The organism is Comamonas sp. MYb396, assembly GCF_037479555.1.
GTDB lineage: Bacteria > Pseudomonadota > Gammaproteobacteria > Burkholderiales > Burkholderiaceae_C > Comamonas.
Window position 1 is genome coordinate 162,376 of the sequence record NZ_JBBGYU010000007.1, and the last position, 17,259, is coordinate 179,634.

Here is a 17,259-nt window from a genome sequence, read left to right on the forward strand (position 1 = left end):
TGCTGGGCTTGGGGGCAGCGGATCGACGCCGTTGTTCCGGGCGCGCAGGGGCCAGGATTTAGCGCCGGCGAACCAGGCTGCTGCCGTCGGGCAAGCGCTCCACACGCACCGGCAGCGAGCGCGGCAGGCTGGCGACAAAGGTGGCCGGGTCGCGCAATTGGAAGCTGCCCGTCAGGTGCAGGGACTGCAGGGCTCCCGCTGGATCGAGCTGCAGCGGGCGCTCCAGGTAGTCGTTCCAGCGGCTGAGTACCTCGGGCAGCGGCGTGTGGTCAAACACCAGCCAGCCGTCGCGCCAGGCGCCCACATCCTGGCGGTTGACGCTGCCGGTATGCAGCCCGCCTTGCGCATCCAGGCGCGCGGCCTCACCGGCGGCCAGCACCACATCGGCGGCCTGGGCGGCATCGCTGTGCAGGCCCCATACCGCAACGCGGCCCTGGGCCACACTCACCTGCAGGCCCGATGCGCGCAGCGCCACCGAGAATACGGTGCCCAGGACCCGCACGCGGCCCAGCGGTGTTTGCACCTCCAAGGGGCGCTGGGCATCGTGGACCACATCCAGGCGTATCTCGCCCTGCGCCAGCTGCAGCACGCGGCGGTCGCGGTACAGCACGGCCTCCATGGAAGTGGATGGCGCCAGATCCAGGTGTGAGCCATCGGGCAGGTTCTGGGCCAGCATCTGGCCATGGCCGGTGTGCAGCGCCATGCGTGCCAGCGGCTGCTGCCAGTACCAGCGCCCGCCCAGGCCCAGCAGGCTGGCCAGCCCCGCCGTGCCCAGCAGTGACAAGCTGCGGCGGCGCTGTTGGCGGCTGCGCTCGGCCTGGCTGGTGGGCAGTGCAAAATCCGCCTGCAGCGCCTGCGCCTCGGTCGCCTGCCAGCCCTGCAGCGCCTGCTGGGCGGCCGCCTCGTTGTCGGGCGACTGCGCACGCCAGCGGGCCAAAGTCTGTGTCGCAGCCTTGGCGCTGGCGGCCTCCCCCGCGTGCTGGCGGGCGATCAGCAGCAAGGCATATTCCAGGCGTTTGCGCGGGCTGTCTGCCCCAGTGCCGGCCGCTGCCATCAGGCCTCCAGCCCCATGCAGTCGCAAACGGCGCGCACCACATGCTTTTCCACCGAGGCGATGCTGATGTCCATGTGCGCGGCCGCTTCGGCATGGCTAAAGCCATAGATGCGCACCAGCACAAACACCTCGCGGCGCTTGCGCGGCATGGCCGAGAGGCGGCGTACCAAGCGCTCCAGCTGCTGGCGGCTGGCGATGACGCGCTCGGTCGATGGGGCTTCATCAGCGGTAACCAGGGCCAGGGTCTGCAGCAGCTGGGCATCGGCCTGGCGGCGGCGGGCGTCGTCGATGACGATGTTCTTGCCGGTGCGAAACAGCAGCGCCCGCAGGTCCCTGACTGCGACTTCGCGCGCCTGCAGTGCCAAAACACGGGCATAGCTCTCCTGCACGACATCGGCCGCCGCTTGCCGGTCATTGAGCGAGCGGGAGAAGAAGTTCAGCAGTTCTGCGTAATAGCTCGCGAGCACGAGAGGACACCTTGGCCATGGGGCTGCAAAAGGGGCCCCAAAATGCGCCCGGCAGCGACGCGGGACAGGGGCTGGTTGGCAGCGAAGGCGCGATCTTATCAAAAAATGGAAATGAATCTCATTTCTGATAAGACGATCCAGGGTGTTGTGGGTCGGTTGCTGGACGGGGAGGGCAGGCCAGTGTGGGGACTGGCCCTCTGCTGCCGCCAAGGCCGGCAGCCGGGGGGCGCTGCACCTGCGCACCCCGGGCATCGATCACGATGCTTAGCGGCTGCGCTGAACGCGCGAACGCATGCGCCAGGCGCCGATGCCGCCGGTCAGCAAGGTCAGCAGCACCAGGCTCCATTGCTGGAGGCTGGGCACTGCGGTCGCCTTGGCGGGCAGCGGCGGGGTGGTGGTGGCAACAGTCGCGGTGGCGCTGCAGGGCTGTGCACTGCCGCCGGTGCATTGCGCATTGGCTTCGCTCACCGCCAACGATGCCGTGTTGACCAGGCTGGCAGGGGGCTGCGCGCTGACGGTGGTTGCCAGCTGGATCGTCACACTGTCACCGGCGGCCAGCGAGGCGACGGTCACATCCACCGCGCCGGTGCCGCTGGCGGGCACGCAGGGTGCAGCGCCGCTGGTGCTGCAGGTCCAGCTGGCGTTTTCCAGGCCGGCAGGCAAGGGGTCGGTGATATGGGCCTGGGTGACGGGCACCTGGCCGGCGTTGAGGGCGGTGATGGTGTAGTTCATCGTCTGGCCGGCATAGACCGCTGCGCTGGCCTGCGCCGTCTTGCTCAGTTGCAGCAAGGGGTTGGGCCACAGATCGACCGCCACCGAGGCATTGCAGGGCTTGTCCTGGGTCTGCGCAGTGGCCGGGTTGTAGCACAGCCATTCGGCATTGCTGGCGGTCACGCCCGCGGTGTTGCTGACCTGGTCCATGCGGGTGGCGATGCTGTCCACCGTGGCGACCACGGTGTAGACCAGGCTGGCATTGGCGCGCATGCTGGCGATGGTCTGGCTCAGCACCCCGCCTGCGGCGAGGCTGCCACTGGCTTGCGGGCAGACTGCGAGACTGCCAACGGGCGACTGGCAGCTCCAGGTGGCCGAGGCAAAGCCGGCGGGAAGCGTGTCCGACAGGGCCACGCCGGTCAGTTCGGCCGCGCCTTCATTCTTGACGGTCACCGTGTAGGTGGCGGTTTGCCCGGCATAGAGCGGGCTGGTCGCGTCCACGGTCTTGGTCACGCTGAGCAGCGGGCTGGTGGCCACCGATGCCGAGGCGCTGCAAGGCGTGGGAAAGCCATCGCGGGCAGCGCAGCTGAGCGTGCTGGTGGCAGGCGGCTCGATGGTGGCCGTGTTGGTGATGACGGTGGCACCTGCGGGCAGCGGGTTGCTGAAGCGCGTATTGACGCGGAACACCAGGGCGCTGCCAGCGGGCAGGGTTGGCAGCAGGGCGTCGAGCGGAAAGCTACCCGTGGCTGGCGTGGGGCAGGCCGCTGCGCTGCCGGCGGGGCGGCTGCAGACCCAGGTGCTGCCGGCCGTTTGCAGGCCATCGGGCAGGGTATCGCGCAGGCGCGTGCCGCTGGCGTCGCGCGTGCTGGCATTGGTGACCGTGATGTCATAGAACACGGCGGCGTTGGCGCTGGCCAGGCCGGTGTAGGCGCTGCCATCGCTGTTGACCGCTTGCTTGGCCACGGACAGCGGCGGCGAGCACGAGGCTGTGCCACTCGACTGCACCAGCAGGCCCGAGGGGTCACCCTGGTTGCCGACGACGACATAGATCGTGTTGGCGCCGGTCTTGAAACCCTGGTTGAGCAGCACCGGTACATTGCCGCCGGCACCAAAGCCACCCACGCCGGCAATGGCACCGCCGTTGGTGTAGTCAAATACCGCATCATTGACCAGGATGCGCTTGACCTGGTTATCCACATACAGGCTCAGGCTCAGATTGAAACTGTCGGGGTCAACGGACGGGTCCAGCGTGAATTGGTATTGGTAGACGTAGTAGTCCCTGCCGTATTGCACGCCGATCCATTGGGCATTGCCAAAGGGCGACTGCACCCAGGCGCCATTGCCAGCGCCTGGCCGGTCTACCGGGCCTGGGGCATAGGTCAACGCGGCAGCGGCTGCCGGTGTGGTGATATCGCCCAAGGCCGAGGCAATGGTCCAATGCGCATCGACGCTGCCCAGGGCTAGTTTGGGGCTGGTGATGCTGTAGCCATTGCTGCCGTCAATGCCGGTATTGAAGATGGCCGGGTCCGTGCTGCATGAAATAACAGGCGCAGTTTGGGCCTGGACCACCAGGGGGTGCAGAAGTGCTGCCACCGCACATCCCAGGCCCACATAATGGGCCATCGCTATTCTGAAGCCTTTCATTGCATTCCTTTGTAAATAAGTTTATTCAATCCTGTTATGCATGGTAGTAGGATGAACAAGCGGCAGGAATGCGGCAATGTCAAACATCTTCAGGCTGGAGATTGTTTGACAATCTTTATGAATGCGGGCGATGCAGTTGATGCAGTGCAATGCTTGATGCGCATCAAGCCAGCGGGTGCCGGGAGTGGGGTGGCGCGGGGGGCGCCGGTCGGTGCAGGGCGTACGCCGCAGACCGTTGCACAAGGGTCTCCGCCCTTTGTGAAAAAAGAATCATTATCAATTATGATCTTGCGGTTGTTCGTGTTTCCTCAACGGCCCCGCCCATGCCACAGCACCCGCTCCACCCGGAGGTGGAGACCATTTTTCGCCAGCACCATGCATGGCTGCGTGGGCGCCTGATGCTGCGCGCATCCAGCCACAGTGAGGCGGAAGATGTGGCATCGGAGACCTTTTTGCAGTTGACCGAAAAGGGCACTTCTACGGAAGGCGAGCTGCTGGATATCCGGCACCCGCGCGCCTTTTTGTCGACAGTGGCCAAACGCATCCTCATCAAGCTCTGGCAGCGCCAGGATCTGGAAGCTGCATACGAAGACACCCTGCGCCATATGCCCGAGGCCATGGCGCTGTCCCCCGAGACGCATGCGATGCTGGTCGAGGCGATCTGCCAGATCGACCGGGCGCTGGCCGCGCTGCCGCTGCCGGTCAAGACGGTGTTTCTGCTGTCGCGGCTGGAAGGCATGCGCTACCCGCAGATTGCAGAGCAGATGGGCATCTCGCTGGCCACCGTGGAGCGCCATATGCGGCGCGCGCTGCTGCAGTGCCTCAGCTGCGCGCCATGAGCGACGCAGCCCTGCCCAGCGCCGCGCTGCGCGCCGCAGTCGATTGGCTGGTGCGCCATGAGGCGGAAGCGATGAGCGCGGCCGACCACCAGGCTTTTGCGCACTGGCTGCAGCAGGATGCGCAGCACCAGGCGGCCTGGGCGCGCGTGCGATCGGCGCTGGCCGAGCCGCTGACAGCGGTGCGCAGCCTGCAGGCCCATACCGATGGCCTGCATGCCCAGGCCGCCATGCAGGCGCTGTTCCACAACCGCCGCCGGCGCGTGCTGCGCGGCGCGCTGGCGCTGGGCGGCATCGGTGTGGCCACCGCGCTGGTCGCAGACCGGCTGACGCCGCTGGGCCAGCTGATGGCCGATTGGCACACCGGCACCGGCGAGCGCCGTGAATTTATGCTGGCCGATGGCAGCAGCGTGCTGCTCGATGCCCGCTCTGCCGTCGATGTGCACGATGCAGCCGGCACGCCCGCGCTGCAGCTGCGCGCCGGGGCCTTGATCGCCACGCGGCGCTATGCCGGAGCCGCTCCATTGCAGATCCACACCCGCGATGGGGTGGCTCTCTTCGACGCCGGCCGCATGATGGCCCGGGTGCATGCGGAGCGCACGGACATGGTGGCGCTGGAGCAAAGTCTGAGGCTGCAGCCCCGCGAGGCGGGGCAGACCTTGCTGCATGCAGGCCAAGGTGCGCGCTTCAGTGCCCGGCAGCTCCAGCCCCTTGCGGGCGATGCGGTGCAGCGCGCGGCATGGCAGCAAGGCATGCTCGCCGTCGATGACTGGCCGCTGGCCGATGTGGCCCAGGCGCTGCAGGCCTATTTTTCTGGCTATATCCGCGTGGCCCCTTCGGTGGCGGATCTGCGGGTGTTTGGCATCTTCAGGCTGGACGTGGAGGAGCTGCTGGGCACGCTGGGCCAGATGCTGCCGCTGCAGATCCAGCGTTGGGGGCCGTTGATCACGATTGGCGCGCAAGGTGGGCGCTGAAGGCAAAACCCCCTCTGTTGCGCGACCACATGCGAGCGACCCTATGCAAATAGATGAGGGGTTTTTCGGTTTCGGCGCACTGGTTAAGCAGTACCCAACGAAAAGGAACTTCTGCCGTGACCACTTCCCGCCTCCAGCGCCGCCATGCAGGTGCTCCATCGACCGTGCGCAGCTGTGCTGAACGCTCGCCCCTCCATGTGCTGGCCTTGGCCGCCTTGCTGAGCTCTGCGCTGGCCCCTGCCAGCAGCCGGGCTGCCGATACGCCCCCAGCCGCTGCCGTGCAGCTCGACATACCTGCGGGCAGCCTGGCCGACACCCTGACCCGCATTGGCCAGCAGACCGGGCGCAGCATCGTTGCGGACCCCGCCGTACTGCAAGGCCTGCGCAGTGCTGCGATCCAGGGCCACTGGACGGCAGAGCAGGCGGTGCGCAAGGCACTGGAGGGATCGGCGCTGCAGCTGCAGACCTTGAACGGTGGCGCGCTGCAGATTCGTAAGCCAACAGCTCCGCAGCAATCGGTGGCGGAGGCCGCGCCTGTAGTAGCAGCAACGTCTGCTGAGACGCCTGCGTCACCTGCAGAGCCCAGCCACCAGCTGCCCACCGTGGTGGTGACCGATCAGCGCTCCGACAGCTCATTGATGCAGCCCACCCGCCAGGTCACGGTGATCGAGGGTGAGGAGCTCGATGACCTGCGCGCCACCTCGGCCAATCTGAACAGCTTGCTGGCCAAGAGCGTGCCGGGCATGTCCGATTCGAGCCGCAACATGAGCGATTTCGGCATGACCTTGCGCGGCCGCAATGTGCTGGTGCTGGTCGATGGCATTCCGCTCAATACCAACCGCGACACGGCGCGCAACCTGGTCAATGTCGAGATGAGCCGCATCGAGCGGGTCGAGGTGCTGCGCGGCAGCAATGCCATCTACGGCAGTGGTGCCACTGGGGGCGTGATCTCGGTCACCACCCGGCCGGTCGGCGGCCAGCCGGTGGCGCGCACGACGCTGGGTTTTGACAGCGCGCTCTCGCGCCTGAGCGGCGACGGCCTGGGCGGTCAGGTGCAGCACTACCTGTCGGGCGCGGGCGAGGTGGTCGACTATGAGGTCGATATCTCGGCCCGCCGCATGGGCGGCGCTTTTGATGGCCATGGCGACCGCATTGCTTCCGATGCCAGCCAGGGCGATCTGTTCGATTCAAACACCTACAGCCTGGGCGGCAAGATCGGCTTTCGCATTGATGGCAACCAGCGCATCCAGCTGGCGGCCAGCCACTTGCGCGCGCACCAGAAGACCGACTACGCCAACGACCCCAGCGTCAACCAGGCGCCATTAGGATCGGTGGCGGCCCGCGCGATCCGGGGCCTGAAGCTGGCCGAGCAGAACCAGGTGGAGAACAGCCTGCTGAGCGCCAGCTACGAGCACAAGGACCTGGGCGGCAGCCTGCTGAGCGCGATGGTCTACGGCCGTGACAATTTCGTGCGCTTTGCGCCCTTTGATGCGCGCAGCAATAGCAACCGGGGCAACTTTGTCGACCAGGTGATGCAGAGCAACAAGGTGTTTGGCAGCCGCCTGACCATCACCACGCCGATCGGCGAAGACAAGACCACCAAGCTGGTCTGGGGCGCGGACTACATCCAGGAGCGCAGCAACATGCCGCTCGATACCTTTGATGCCGCCGTCTATGACGCCAGTGGCGGTCTGGTGTTCCAGCCCACCGGTCAGCGCATCTACATGCCCTGGGTCACCGTCAAAAGCGCGGGCGCCTTTGGCCAGCTGCAGCACAGGTTCAACGACCAGTGGTCGGCCGAAGGCGGCTTGCGCTATGAGAAATCGCAGGCCAGCTTTGCAGATTTTCAGCCGCTGTCGCAGTCGCGCCTGCCCAACCCGGCCACCGTGGCCGGTGGCAAGGTCGCGTACGACGCAGTGCTCTACAACCTGGGCCTGGCCTTCAAACCCTGGAAGGACCACGAGTTCTACACCTCGTTCAGCCAGGGCTTTGACCTGCCCGATGTGGGCCTGCAGCTGCGCAATGCCGGTGCCAAGTTCGACATCAATGCGTCCGAGCTGGAGCCGGTCAAGACTGACAACTATGAAATCGGCTGGCGCGGCACCTTCGGCAACACTATGGCCACGCTGGCGCTGTTCCAGTCACGCTCGGACCTGGGCGCTGTCCAATCTTTCAACAACGGCCTGCACCTGACCCGCACGCGCGAGCGCATCCGAGGCGTGGAGCTGACCGCCGACCACTATGCCGACCACTGGACCACCGGCGGCACCGTCACCTGGATGCAGGGCCGCGAGACGCCACCCGGCGCCAGCAGTGACCAGCCGATGACGGGCTACCGCATCCCGCCGCTCAAGATCACGGGCTATCTGCAGTACAACCCCAGCAGCCGCTGGAGCCTGCGCAGCCAGTTCAACTGGTTTGGCGCACGCGACTACCGCCTGGCCAATGGCAAGACCCAGTTCGCCCGAGCTGATTTGAAAAGCTACTACAGCGTCGATGTGGTGGGCCGCTACCAGTTCGACAACAAGAACCTGGTCACCATCGGTGTGCAGAACCTGTTCAACCGCTACTACCTGCCGCTCTACAGCCAGCTGATGCGCAGCGGCAAGAACGACAGCCGCCTGCCGGCTGCGGGTGCGACCTTGACGGCGAGCTATACGCATAACTGGTGATCGGGGCGTGGCAGAAGCCGCCAACGAAAAAGCACCCTCGGTGGGGTGCTTTTGCTGTTCTGGCGGAAGCTCAGGGATTCGAACCCTGGAACCCTTTCGGGTTGCCGGTTTTCAAGACCGGTGCAATCGACCACTCTGCCAAACTTCCTGCTGGCTGCTGGGCGGAGTGGTCGCCTCGCAGCATCAGGGATTGTATGCGAATTCCGGCCCGCTGCCTCAGTGGGCCTCAGTGGCGGGCGGGTTCGGGATCGTCCTTGAGGCGGCTATGGGCCAACGCGCCGGCCGCTTCCAGGATCGGGTAGGCGACCGAGCACAGCAGCGAGTTGATGCGCTTCAAGTCGCTGATCAGGTCGATGTGCAGCGAGCTGGTCTCGATGCTGGGGACGGTGTTGTGCGACAGGCGCTCCAGGTGCGAGGCGGAATAGGCCAGCTCCAGGTCGCGGAAGCGCGCTTTTTCTTCGAGCAGCTTTTGCGCATCGCGCACATTGCCCGAGAGGAACACGCTCATCGCCAGGCGCAGGTTGTCCAGCAGGTGGGCATGCAGCTCGTTGATTTCTTCCATGCCCTGCTTGCTGAACTGGCGGCGCTTCTTGATCTTCTTGTTTTCGACGTCGGTGAGCACGCGCTCGATGATGTCGCCGATCTGCTCCATGTTGATCGTGAAGTTGATCACTTCGGTCCAGCGCTGGCTCTCGCGCTCGTCCAGTTCGGCGCGCGAGATCTTGGTCATGTAGTACTTGATGGCCGAGTACAGCTCATCGACCGTGTCATCGAGCTTGCGCAGGTCTTGCGACAGCTGCTGGTTGTCGGTCTGCACAACGTTATGCAGGCCAATCAGCATGGATTCGACCACATCGGCCTGGTGCAGCGCTTCACGCGCGGCGCAGGAGATGGCCAGCGACGGGGTGGACAGCGCTGAGGCGTCGAGGTGGCGCGGGCGCTGGGGGCCCTTGTTGGCTTCCTCCTTGGGCAGCAGTTTGCGCATCCAGTCGCCGATCACGCCGGTGAACCAGATAAAGCCCAGCGTGTTGAGGATGTTGAAGGCCAGGTGGAACAGCACCGCCGAGCGGCCCGCATCGTTGATGTAGGGCATTGCATAGGTGACCCACAAGCCGACAAACGGGGAGACGATGGCCACGCCCATGATCTTGAAGATCAGGTTGCCGATGGTGACCTGGCGCACTTCGATGCTGGACTTGGCCGTTTGCAGCACGGCCAGCACACCGCTGCCCAGGTTGGCACCCAGCACCAGGCCTAGGGCCATGTCGCCGGTGATGGCGCCCGACGCGGCCATGGCCGCGATCAGCAGCACGATGGCGAGGCTCGAGTAGGCAATGACAGCCAGGATCGTGCCCAGCAGCAGCTCCATGAAGAAGTCGCTCTTGACGCTGACCAGCAGGGTGCGCACGGCTTCGGATGCGAGCAGGGGCTCGGTGGCCTCGACGATCAGGCGCAGCGCCAGCAGCATCAGGCCCAGGCCGATAAAGACGCGGCCCACGCGGCCGGGCGTGGAATCCTGCTTGGAGATGAACAGCACGACGCCCGAGAAAATCAGCAGCGGCGAGAGCCAGGACAGGTCGGTGGAGAACAGCACCGCCATCAAGGCGGTGCCCACGTCGGCGCCGCGCATGACCGACAAGGCAGCGGTGAGCGGTATCAGGCCCTGGCCGACGAAGGACGCGGTCATCAGGGAGGTGGCACTGCTGGACTGGACGAGGGCCGTGACCCCGATGCCCGAGAGCATCGCGGTAAAGCGGTTGCTCATACTGCGCGCCAGCAGGTTGCGGAGGTTGGCGCCAAAGACGCGCAGCACCCCTGTGCGCACCATATGAGAGCCCCACACCAGCAGCGCAATGGCGGCAAGAAGATTGAGCAAGTGTTTCATAAGGCGAACCGGACACTATACCCCTGATAAGCGCGCTGCGCTGTAGGGCGAATGCCAATGTGTCTCTTTTTATGCAGGCCAGGCGGTGATAGGCGCCTGGCAGCGGCTGTTGTGGAGGCGGGTGGGCCACCGATAAAAAACACCGCCGTCGCGGCGCGAGGGCGGTGTCTGGGTATTGGCTATAGAAGCGGCAGAAAGCCTGATCAGCTTTTTTCGCCCCGGCGCATGCGCAGCAGCTCGTCCAGAATCAGCAGGAAGGCGCCCAGGCAAATCGCTGAATCGGCCAGGTTGAAGGCCGGGAAATGGCTGCCCATCCAGTGGAAGTCGAGCATGTCAACCACATAGCCGTGGCGCATGCGGTCGACCACATTGCCAATCGCCCCGCCCATGATGCAGCTGAGCGCCAGGCAAAACAGGGCCTTGTGGCTGTGGCGGTAGAGCTGCCAGACGATGACGGCCGTCACCACCACCCCAATGCCGGTGAACAGCCAGCGCTGCCAGCCGCCGGCGCTGGCCAGGAACGAGAAGGCCGCGCCGGGGTTGTGCGCCCGCACGATGTTGAAAAAGCCGGTGATCGTGGTGTAGTCGCCCAGCTGGTAGTGGGCCAGGATCCATTCCTTGCTCCACTGGTCCAGCCAGAAAATCACCGCAGCAATCACCAGCCACAGCACAAACCGGCCTTTGCCGGCGCTGCCCACAGCAGGGGTGGCGGCGGCGTTCATCAGGCCATCAGGCGGGTTTCACCCGCGCCATGGAGGTTGCTGTCGCAGCGGCCGCACAGGGTGGGGTGGGCCGGGTTCTGGCCCACATCGTCGCGGTAGTGCCAGCAGCGCTCGCACTTGGCCTTGTCCGATGGGTTGACGGCCACGCTCAGCGCATCACCGGCAGCCACCGTGGCGGCCGAGGTGATCAGCACGAACTTCAGGTCGTCGGCCAGGGTCTGCAGCAGCGCCAGGTCCTCGGGCTGGGCGCTGATGGCTACCTCGGCCTGCAGCGACGCGCCCACCTTGCCATCGGCACGCAGGGTCTCGATGTCCTTGTTGACCACATCGCGGATCTCGCGGATGCGGGCCCACTTGGCCAGCAGCGCCTCGTCGCCGGCAGGCAGGTCGCAGAAGGTCTCCAGGAAGATGGTCTCGCTGTTGCCGACGATCTTCCAGGCCTCTTCAGCGGTGAAGGACAGGAAGGGCGCCATCCAGCGCAGCATCGCCTGGGTGATCTGGTGCAGCGCGGTCTGGGCCGAGCGGCGTGCCAGGCTGCCTTCGGCGCTGGTGTAGAGGCGGTCCTTGAGGACATCCAGGTAGAAGCCGCCCAGGTCCTCGGAGCAGAACAGCTGCAGCTTGGCCACCACGGGGTGGAACTCATAGACCTTGTAGTGCGCCAGCAGCTCGGCCTGGAATTGGGCTGAGCGGGCCAGGGCCCAGCGGTCGATCTCGAGCATGTCCTCGTAGGCGACCGCATCCTTGGCGGCGTCGAAGTCGCTGATGTTGGCCATCAGGAAGCGCAAGGTATTGCGGATGCGGCGGTAGGCATCGACCACGCGGGCGAGGATCTTGTCGTCGATACCCAGGTCGCCCGAGTAGTCGGTCGAGGCCACCCACAGGCGGATGATCTCGGCGCCCATCTTGTTGCTCACATCCTGCGGCGCGACGGTGTTGCCCACCGACTTGGACATCTTCTTGCCCTGGCCGTCGACGGTGAAACCGTGGGTCAGCAGGCCCTTGTAGGGCGCGCGGCCAAAGATGGCCGAGGCCAGCAGCAAGGAGCTGTGGAACCAGCCACGGTGCTGGTCATGGCCTTCCAGGTACAGGTCGGCCTCGGGGCCGCTGTCATGGTGGTGCTCGGCGTGGGTGCCGCGCAGCACATGCCAGAAGGTCGAGCCCGAGTCGAACCAGACTTCCAGGATGTCGGTGCTCTTGGTGTAGAGCTTGGCCTCGTCGGCGCCCAGGATCTCTTCACCGGTCACACGGCTCCAGGCCTCGATGCCGCCTTCTGCGACGATGCCCACGGCCTGGTCCAGGATCTCCATCGTGCGCGGGTGCAGCGCGCCCGTGTCCACATGCAGGAAGAAGGGGATGGGCACGCCCCAGCTGCGCTGGCGCGAGATGCACCAGTCGGGGCGCCCGGCGATCATCGCGCGCAGGCGCTCCTGGCCGTTTTCCGGGTAGAAGCTGGTGTGCTCGATCGCGTCCAGCGCGATCTGGCGCAGGGTCTGTGCAGGCTTTTGGGCCGGGTCGGTGAACACGCCTTCGCCTTCATCCATGCGGATGAACCACTGGGCGGCGGCGCGGTAGATCACTGGCGTCTTGTGGCGCCAGCAATGCGGGTAGCTGTGGGTGATGGTCTTGGTGTCCATCAGGCGGCCGGCAACCTTGAGCGCGTCCAGGATGACGGGCACGGCCTTCCAGATGTGCTGGCCACCGAACAGCGGCAGCTCGGGCTCATAGACACCATTGCCCTGCACCGGGTTGAGGATGTCCTTGTAGTCCATGCCGTTGTTCACGCAGGAGTTGAAGTCATCCAGACCGTAGGCCGGCGCCGAGTGCACGATACCGGTACCGTCGTCGGCCGTGGCGTAGTCAGCCAGGTAGACGGGCGAGATGCGGTCATAGCCCTTGTCCACATGGGCCAGCGGGTGCTTGAAGGGCATGTGGTCCAGCACCTTGCCGGGGGCCGATGCGATCACCTTGCCTTCGATGCCCCAGCGCTCCATGCACTTGTCCACCAGCGCGCTGGCCAGCACCAACAGGCCACGCTCGGTATCGACCAGGCTGTATTCCAGCTCGGGGTTGACGTTCAAGGCCTGGTTGGCCGGGATGGTCCAGGCGGTGGTCGTCCAGATGACGATGAAGGCTTCCTTGTCCAGTTTGGCGAGGCCAAAGGCGGCTGCCAGCTTGGCCGGGTCGGCCGCCGGGAACATCACATCCAGCGTCTGGCTTTGCTTGTCGGCGTATTCGATCTCGAACTCTGCCAGCGACGAGGCGCAGTCAAAGCACCAGTAGACGGGCTTCAGCCCGCGGTAGACAAAACCCCGCTCCATGACCTTCTTGAGCGCACGCAGCTCGCCCGCCTCATTGGCATAGTTCATGGTCTTGTAGGGGTGGTCCCAGTCGCCCAGCACGCCCAGGCGCTTGAAGTCCGCCATCTGCTGGCCGATCTGCTCGGTCGCAAAGGCGCGGCTCTTGGCCTGCATCTCGTCGCGGGGCAGGTTGCGGCCGTGGAGCTTTTCGATCGCGTTCTCGATCGGCAGGCCGTGGCAGTCCCAGCCTGGCGCGTACAGCGCGTCATAGCCTTCCAGTTGGCGGCTCTTGACGATCATGTCCTTGAGGATCTTGTTGACGGCGTGGCCGATGTGGATCTTGCCGTTGGCGTAGGGTGGGCCGTCGTGCAGGATGAACTTGGGCGCGCCGCTGCGGGCATCACGCAGGCGCTTGTAGATGCCTTGGTCCTCCCAGTCCTTGACCCAGCCCGGCTCGCGCTTGGGCAGATCGCCGCGCATCGGAAACGGGGTGTCGGGCATGTTCAAGGTGGCGCGGTACGCAGAGGCCTTTTCTGCGGGGGACGATTTGTCGGACATAAATACCTTCAAAGCAAAACATGGTCCTGATCCGGGCGGGGTGATCATGCCGGTCAGTGGAAAAATGTATAGCGCAGAAGCGTTGTCTGACGTGCACGTGGTGCAGGCGAGTGCGGACTTCTGCGCGGCACGGCGCAGTCAAGTCAGCGTCAAATTCGGTCGCGCGTGGTCTGGCGACGGGTTTCGGCGTGGCTCGCCGTATGGAAGAAGGCACGGGCATCCGCGCAGTCCTTGGCAATCCCTGTGGTCAGGGCGTCCAGACTGTCGTATTTGAGCTCGTCGTGCAGTTTGTGTAGAAGTTCCACTCGGATGATTTTACCGTATGCCCCGTCTCCACCCAGTTCCGCGGGCCATTGCAGGCAATGGGTCTCCAGCAGCACGCGGCCGCCGTTGACGTCATTCGGGTCCAGCGAGGGGCGCACGCCCAGGTTGGCCACGCCCGGTAAGGGCTCGGCCGACAGGCCGTGCACCAGCACGACAAAAATGCCGCTGGCAGCGGGTTTCCAATGGTCAAAGCGCAGGTTCAGGGTGCGAAAGCCGTCGCCTGCGCCTGCGCGGCTTTCGGCCAGCTGGCGGCCCAGCTTGCGGCCATGCACCACATGGCCCGATATCGCATAGGGGTAGCCCAGCAGCTTGGCCGCCGCAGGCATATCGCCCTGGCCCAGCGCCTGGCGCACCGCCGTGCTGGACACGCGCAGGCCATCGGACTCGTAGCTGTTCATGCGCGCCACATCAAAGCCCTGCTTGCGGCCAGCCTCGACCAGCATCGCGTAATCGCCCGCGCGCTGGTGGCCAAAGCGGAAATCATCGCCCACCAGCAGGTAGCCGGTGCCCAGCCCCTTGAGCAGCACATCGTCGATAAAGGCCTGTGGGGCTTGCGCGGCCAGGCGTGCATTGAAGGGCAGCACAATGGTCTGGTCGATGCCGCACTGGGCGAGCTGGTCGAGCTTGTCGCGCAAGGTGGAGATGCGGGCGGGCGCCAGATCGGGCTTGTTCAGCACCTGGGCAAAGTAGTCGCGCGGATGGGGCTCGAAGGTGAGCGCGCAACTGGCCAGACCCCGGCGCTGCGCTTCGCTGCGCAACAGCGCCAGCATGGCCTGGTGGCCCCGGTGCACCCCATCAAAATTGCCGATGGTCAGCGCGCAGTGCCGGGTGACCTCGGGGTGGTCAAGTCCTCTGAAGATTTTCATCTTTGCTTTGTTTTTTGTAGCGGCTTGCGCTTTCGAGCCGAGCGCTGGTGTGCAATTTCACAATAAAAGTGTATATTGGCCATTATGACTTGGTGCCCGGGTCTGCGTGCAGTATGTGCGTGGGTCGCGGCATTTTTCGTGGCCAGGCGCCGCGCGGGTCAACGGTATTTCGGTTCAATTCCCAATGCGCAGGAGGCCCATTGTGAAGGTGTTGAAGTTATCGGCAAGTGGCGTTCCGCAATCCTGGATCACGTTGCAGGAGGCGGTGACGCACTACGCAGCAGGTGATGTGCGCTGGGAGGCGGGCTCAAGTGTGGCCTGCTTCCGCGGCGGGCATAACGCCATCACCGGCCTGCAGTCACGCATCGAGGTGGCCAGCATCATCGGCACCCGTGGCAAGCCTGGTATCGACCCCTTTGCGATGCGCATGACGCTCACCAACAGCAAGCTGTTTGGCCGTGACCGCCATATCTGCGCCTACTGCGGCGAGCATTTTGACGAAGAGCACCTGACCCGCGAGCATGTCATTCCGGTGTCCCAAAAGGGGCCCGATACCTGGATGAATGTGGTGACGGCCTGCGCCTCCTGCAACCACCACAAGGCAGGCCGCACGCCCGAGCAGGCGCATATGCCGCTGCTCTATGCGCCCTACACCCCCAGCCTCTGGGAAGACTTCATTCTGCGCAACCGCCGCATCCTGACCGACCAGATGGAGTTCTTGATGGCCCATGTGCCCAAGAGCTCGCGCTTGACGGCTTGAGCGCTGCCTTTGCCATCCCCAGCAAAAAGGCCTTGTCGCAAGACAAGGCCTTTTCCGTTGGCGGGCTCTCAGAGCCGTTAGCTATCAGGCCTCCTTGGGCTTGTAGGCGGTGACCACAAAGCCATCGACGGCCTGGCCCGCTTCCATGCGCAGCTCCACATCGCGCGTGTCGATACGGTCAAAGCCGGCAGCCTTGGCCAGGCGCACGGTGCTGCTCAAGGTGTGGGTGTAGCGGCCAAAGGGCTGCAGCTGGCTGTCCGGGCCGGTGACATCACCGTGCTCGCAGGAGAAGATCAGCACGCCGCCGGGGGTCAGCACACGGTAGGCATCGGCCAGGGTTTGCTGCAGGTCGCCGACATAGATCAGCACATCCAGCGCGGTGATGGCCTCGAAGGTGTTGGCCGGGGTGGCCGCCAGCGCTTCGAGCAGGTTGACCTGGTGGAACTTGTAGTAGACCTTGTGCTTGGCCGCTTGCTCGAGCATCTTGGCCGACATGTCCACACCCATGATGTAACCATCGATGGCGCCCAGCGTCGCACCCAGCAGGCCGGTGCCGCAGCCCAGGTCCAGCAGGTTGAAGCGGCGGTTGGGGTAGATCTGCAGCAGCTGGTCGGCCACCTGCTTGGGCAGTTGGTAGGCGAGATGGCGCACCATGTGCATGTCATAGACCGAAGCCATTTCGTCGAACATGTGGGTGGTCAGCTCGACTGGCACATGCGCGGGCACCTGGCCCTGGGCCAGCTGGTGGTAGTACTGGTAGACCTTGTCATCGGGCTGCAGCGCCAGCAGTGCCGTGGTATCGGGCAGGGCCTCTTGCATGGTGCCGCGCGCTTGCAGCATCTGCACCCGGCCGATACGGGCCAGATGGTCTTTCGGATCTTCGTCGATCAGCGGACCAAACACGGCCAGTGCTTCGTCGTACTGGCGCACGGTGCCCAGGTCGACCGCCAGATAGCGGCGCAGAATGCGGTCCTCGGGGGTCAGCTCCAGCACGCGGCGCAGGTGGCGGATGGCCATCTCGGTATTGCCAACGCGGTGGGCGATATCAACGACGCCGGCAATCACGCGGGCATTGTTGGGCTCCAGCGCAATCACTTTCTCGGCGGCAGCCATGGCCTCGTGCTCGCGGTTATGGCGCGCATACAGCAGGGCTTGCTCCAGAATGCCGGGCGCCCAGTCCGGGGCCAGGGTTTCGCAGCGCTGCATCGCATCGATGGCGCCACGCAGGTTACCCGACTTCTCGGCCATCAGGCCGGCCAGCATGAACAGGCGCGCATCGCGTGGCGAGCGCTGGCGTGCATCGTTGAGGGTTTGGGCTGCACCCGTGAGGTTGCCCACAGCAATCTGGTGGCGGGCGGTTTCGAGGAATTTGCGAATCGGATCGACAGGTGCTTTTGCGCTCATGGAGTAACTGCGGGCGAGCCCGTAAACGTGGCTGTGAATTCAGTAAAGCCTTTGATTATCCGCCATTTGAGGCCGCGGCGTGTTT

12 protein-coding genes and 1 tRNA gene are annotated in these 17,259 nt (G+C 65.0%); 4 read left to right on the forward strand and 9 right to left on the reverse strand.

What is annotated here, in order from left to right; all coding sequences use genetic code 11:
- Positions 1–58: 58 nt before the first annotated feature.
- The 3 genes from WH265_RS17050 to WH265_RS17060 form a co-directional block, all read right to left on the reverse strand.
- Positions 59–1,054 carry a FecR family protein gene (locus WH265_RS17050; protein WP_339559056.1) on the reverse strand — a complete coding sequence of 332 codons (996 nt, stop codon included), beginning with the start codon at positions 1,052–1,054 and terminating at the stop codon, positions 59–61.
- On the reverse strand, positions 1,054–1,521 hold the full coding sequence (locus WH265_RS17055) for a sigma-70 family RNA polymerase sigma factor (RefSeq protein ID WP_312990171.1): 468 nt from the start codon (positions 1,519–1,521) through the stop codon (positions 1,054–1,056). The genes WH265_RS17050 and WH265_RS17055 overlap by 1 nt, the downstream gene beginning before the upstream one ends.
- Positions 1,522–1,785: 264 nt before the next feature.
- Positions 1,786–3,825, reverse strand: a complete 2,040-nt coding sequence (locus WH265_RS17060; protein ID WP_339559057.1) for a DUF11 domain-containing protein — start codon at positions 3,823–3,825, stop codon at positions 1,786–1,788.
- Between the two features lie 374 nt (positions 3,826–4,199).
- Between WH265_RS17060 and WH265_RS17065 the strand changes: the two genes are divergently transcribed.
- From WH265_RS17065 to WH265_RS17075, 3 genes are all read left to right on the forward strand, one after another.
- Entirely contained in the window at positions 4,200–4,715 is a 516-nt protein-coding gene (locus WH265_RS17065; RefSeq protein ID WP_339559058.1) for a sigma-70 family RNA polymerase sigma factor, read from the forward strand.
- Positions 4,712–5,686 (forward strand): FecR domain-containing protein, encoded by a 975-nt coding sequence (locus tag WH265_RS17070; RefSeq protein ID WP_339559059.1) that lies wholly within the window; start codon positions 4,712–4,714, stop codon positions 5,684–5,686. The genes WH265_RS17065 and WH265_RS17070 overlap by 4 nt, the downstream gene beginning before the upstream one ends.
- 116 nt (positions 5,687–5,802) lie before the next feature.
- A complete protein-coding gene (locus tag WH265_RS17075; RefSeq protein WP_339559060.1) occupies positions 5,803–8,358 on the forward strand; it encodes a TonB-dependent receptor in 2,556 nt (851 codons plus the stop codon).
- A gap of 60 nt (positions 8,359–8,418) precedes the next feature.
- On the opposite strand, the gene WH265_RS17080 is transcribed toward WH265_RS17075, so the two are convergent.
- From WH265_RS17080 to WH265_RS17100, 5 genes are all read right to left on the reverse strand, one after another.
- Positions 8,419–8,506 (reverse strand) — tRNA-Ser (locus WH265_RS17080).
- A 78-nt stretch (positions 8,507–8,584) separates the two neighbouring features.
- On the reverse strand, positions 8,585–10,243 hold the full coding sequence (locus WH265_RS17085) for a Na/Pi cotransporter family protein (protein WP_339559061.1): 1,659 nt from the start codon (positions 10,241–10,243) through the stop codon (positions 8,585–8,587).
- Positions 10,244–10,446: 203 nt separating this feature from the next.
- On the reverse strand, positions 10,447–10,965 hold the full coding sequence (gene lspA, locus WH265_RS17090; protein WP_339559062.1) for a signal peptidase II: 519 nt from the start codon (positions 10,963–10,965) through the stop codon (positions 10,447–10,449).
- Complete coding sequence (gene ileS / locus WH265_RS17095; RefSeq protein WP_339559063.1) at positions 10,965–13,820, reverse strand: isoleucine--tRNA ligase; 2,856 nt, start codon at positions 13,818–13,820, stop codon at positions 10,965–10,967. The genes lspA and ileS overlap by 1 nt, the downstream gene beginning before the upstream one ends.
- Before the next feature lie 149 nt (positions 13,821–13,969).
- On the reverse strand, positions 13,970–15,010 hold the full coding sequence (locus WH265_RS17100) for a bifunctional riboflavin kinase/FAD synthetase (protein ID WP_339559064.1): 1,041 nt from the start codon (positions 15,008–15,010) through the stop codon (positions 13,970–13,972).
- 202 nt (positions 15,011–15,212) lie between these two features.
- Here WH265_RS17100 and WH265_RS17105 point away from each other — a divergent pair, with 202 nt between their 5' ends.
- Positions 15,213–15,770 carry an HNH endonuclease gene (locus WH265_RS17105; RefSeq protein ID WP_027010515.1) on the forward strand — a complete coding sequence of 186 codons (558 nt, stop codon included), beginning with the start codon at positions 15,213–15,215 and terminating at the stop codon, positions 15,768–15,770.
- An 84-nt stretch (positions 15,771–15,854) separates the two neighbouring features.
- Here the strand turns inward: WH265_RS17105 and WH265_RS17110 are convergent, their stop codons facing one another.
- Complete coding sequence (locus WH265_RS17110) at positions 15,855–17,174, reverse strand: methyltransferase domain-containing protein (protein ID WP_339559065.1); 1,320 nt, start codon at positions 17,172–17,174, stop codon at positions 15,855–15,857.
- Between the last annotated feature and the right edge of the window lie 85 nt (positions 17,175–17,259).

Bases quoted from the DNA above. Each gene is read 5' to 3' on its own strand.
- WH265_RS17110 (WP_339559065.1), bottom strand. From the start codon at position 17,174: ATGAGCGCAAAAGCACCTGTCGATCCGATTCGCAAATTCCTCGAAACC.
- WH265_RS17070 (WP_339559059.1), top strand. From the start codon at position 4,712: ATGAGCGACGCAGCCCTGCCCAGCGCCGCGCTGCGCGCCGCAGTCGAT.
- WH265_RS17100 (WP_339559064.1), bottom strand. From the start codon at position 15,010: ATGAAAATCTTCAGAGGACTTGACCACCCCGAGGTCACCCGGCACTGC.
- ileS (WP_339559063.1), bottom strand. From the start codon at position 13,820: ATGTCCGACAAATCGTCCCCCGCAGAAAAGGCCTCTGCGTACCGCGCC.
- lspA (WP_339559062.1), bottom strand. From the start codon at position 10,965: ATGAACGCCGCCGCCACCCCTGCTGTGGGCAGCGCCGGCAAAGGCCGG.
- WH265_RS17050 (WP_339559056.1), bottom strand. From the start codon at position 1,054: ATGGCAGCGGCCGGCACTGGGGCAGACAGCCCGCGCAAACGCCTGGAA.
- WH265_RS17065 (WP_339559058.1), top strand. From the start codon at position 4,200: ATGCCACAGCACCCGCTCCACCCGGAGGTGGAGACCATTTTTCGCCAG.
- WH265_RS17085 (WP_339559061.1), bottom strand. From the start codon at position 10,243: ATGAAACACTTGCTCAATCTTCTTGCCGCCATTGCGCTGCTGGTGTGG.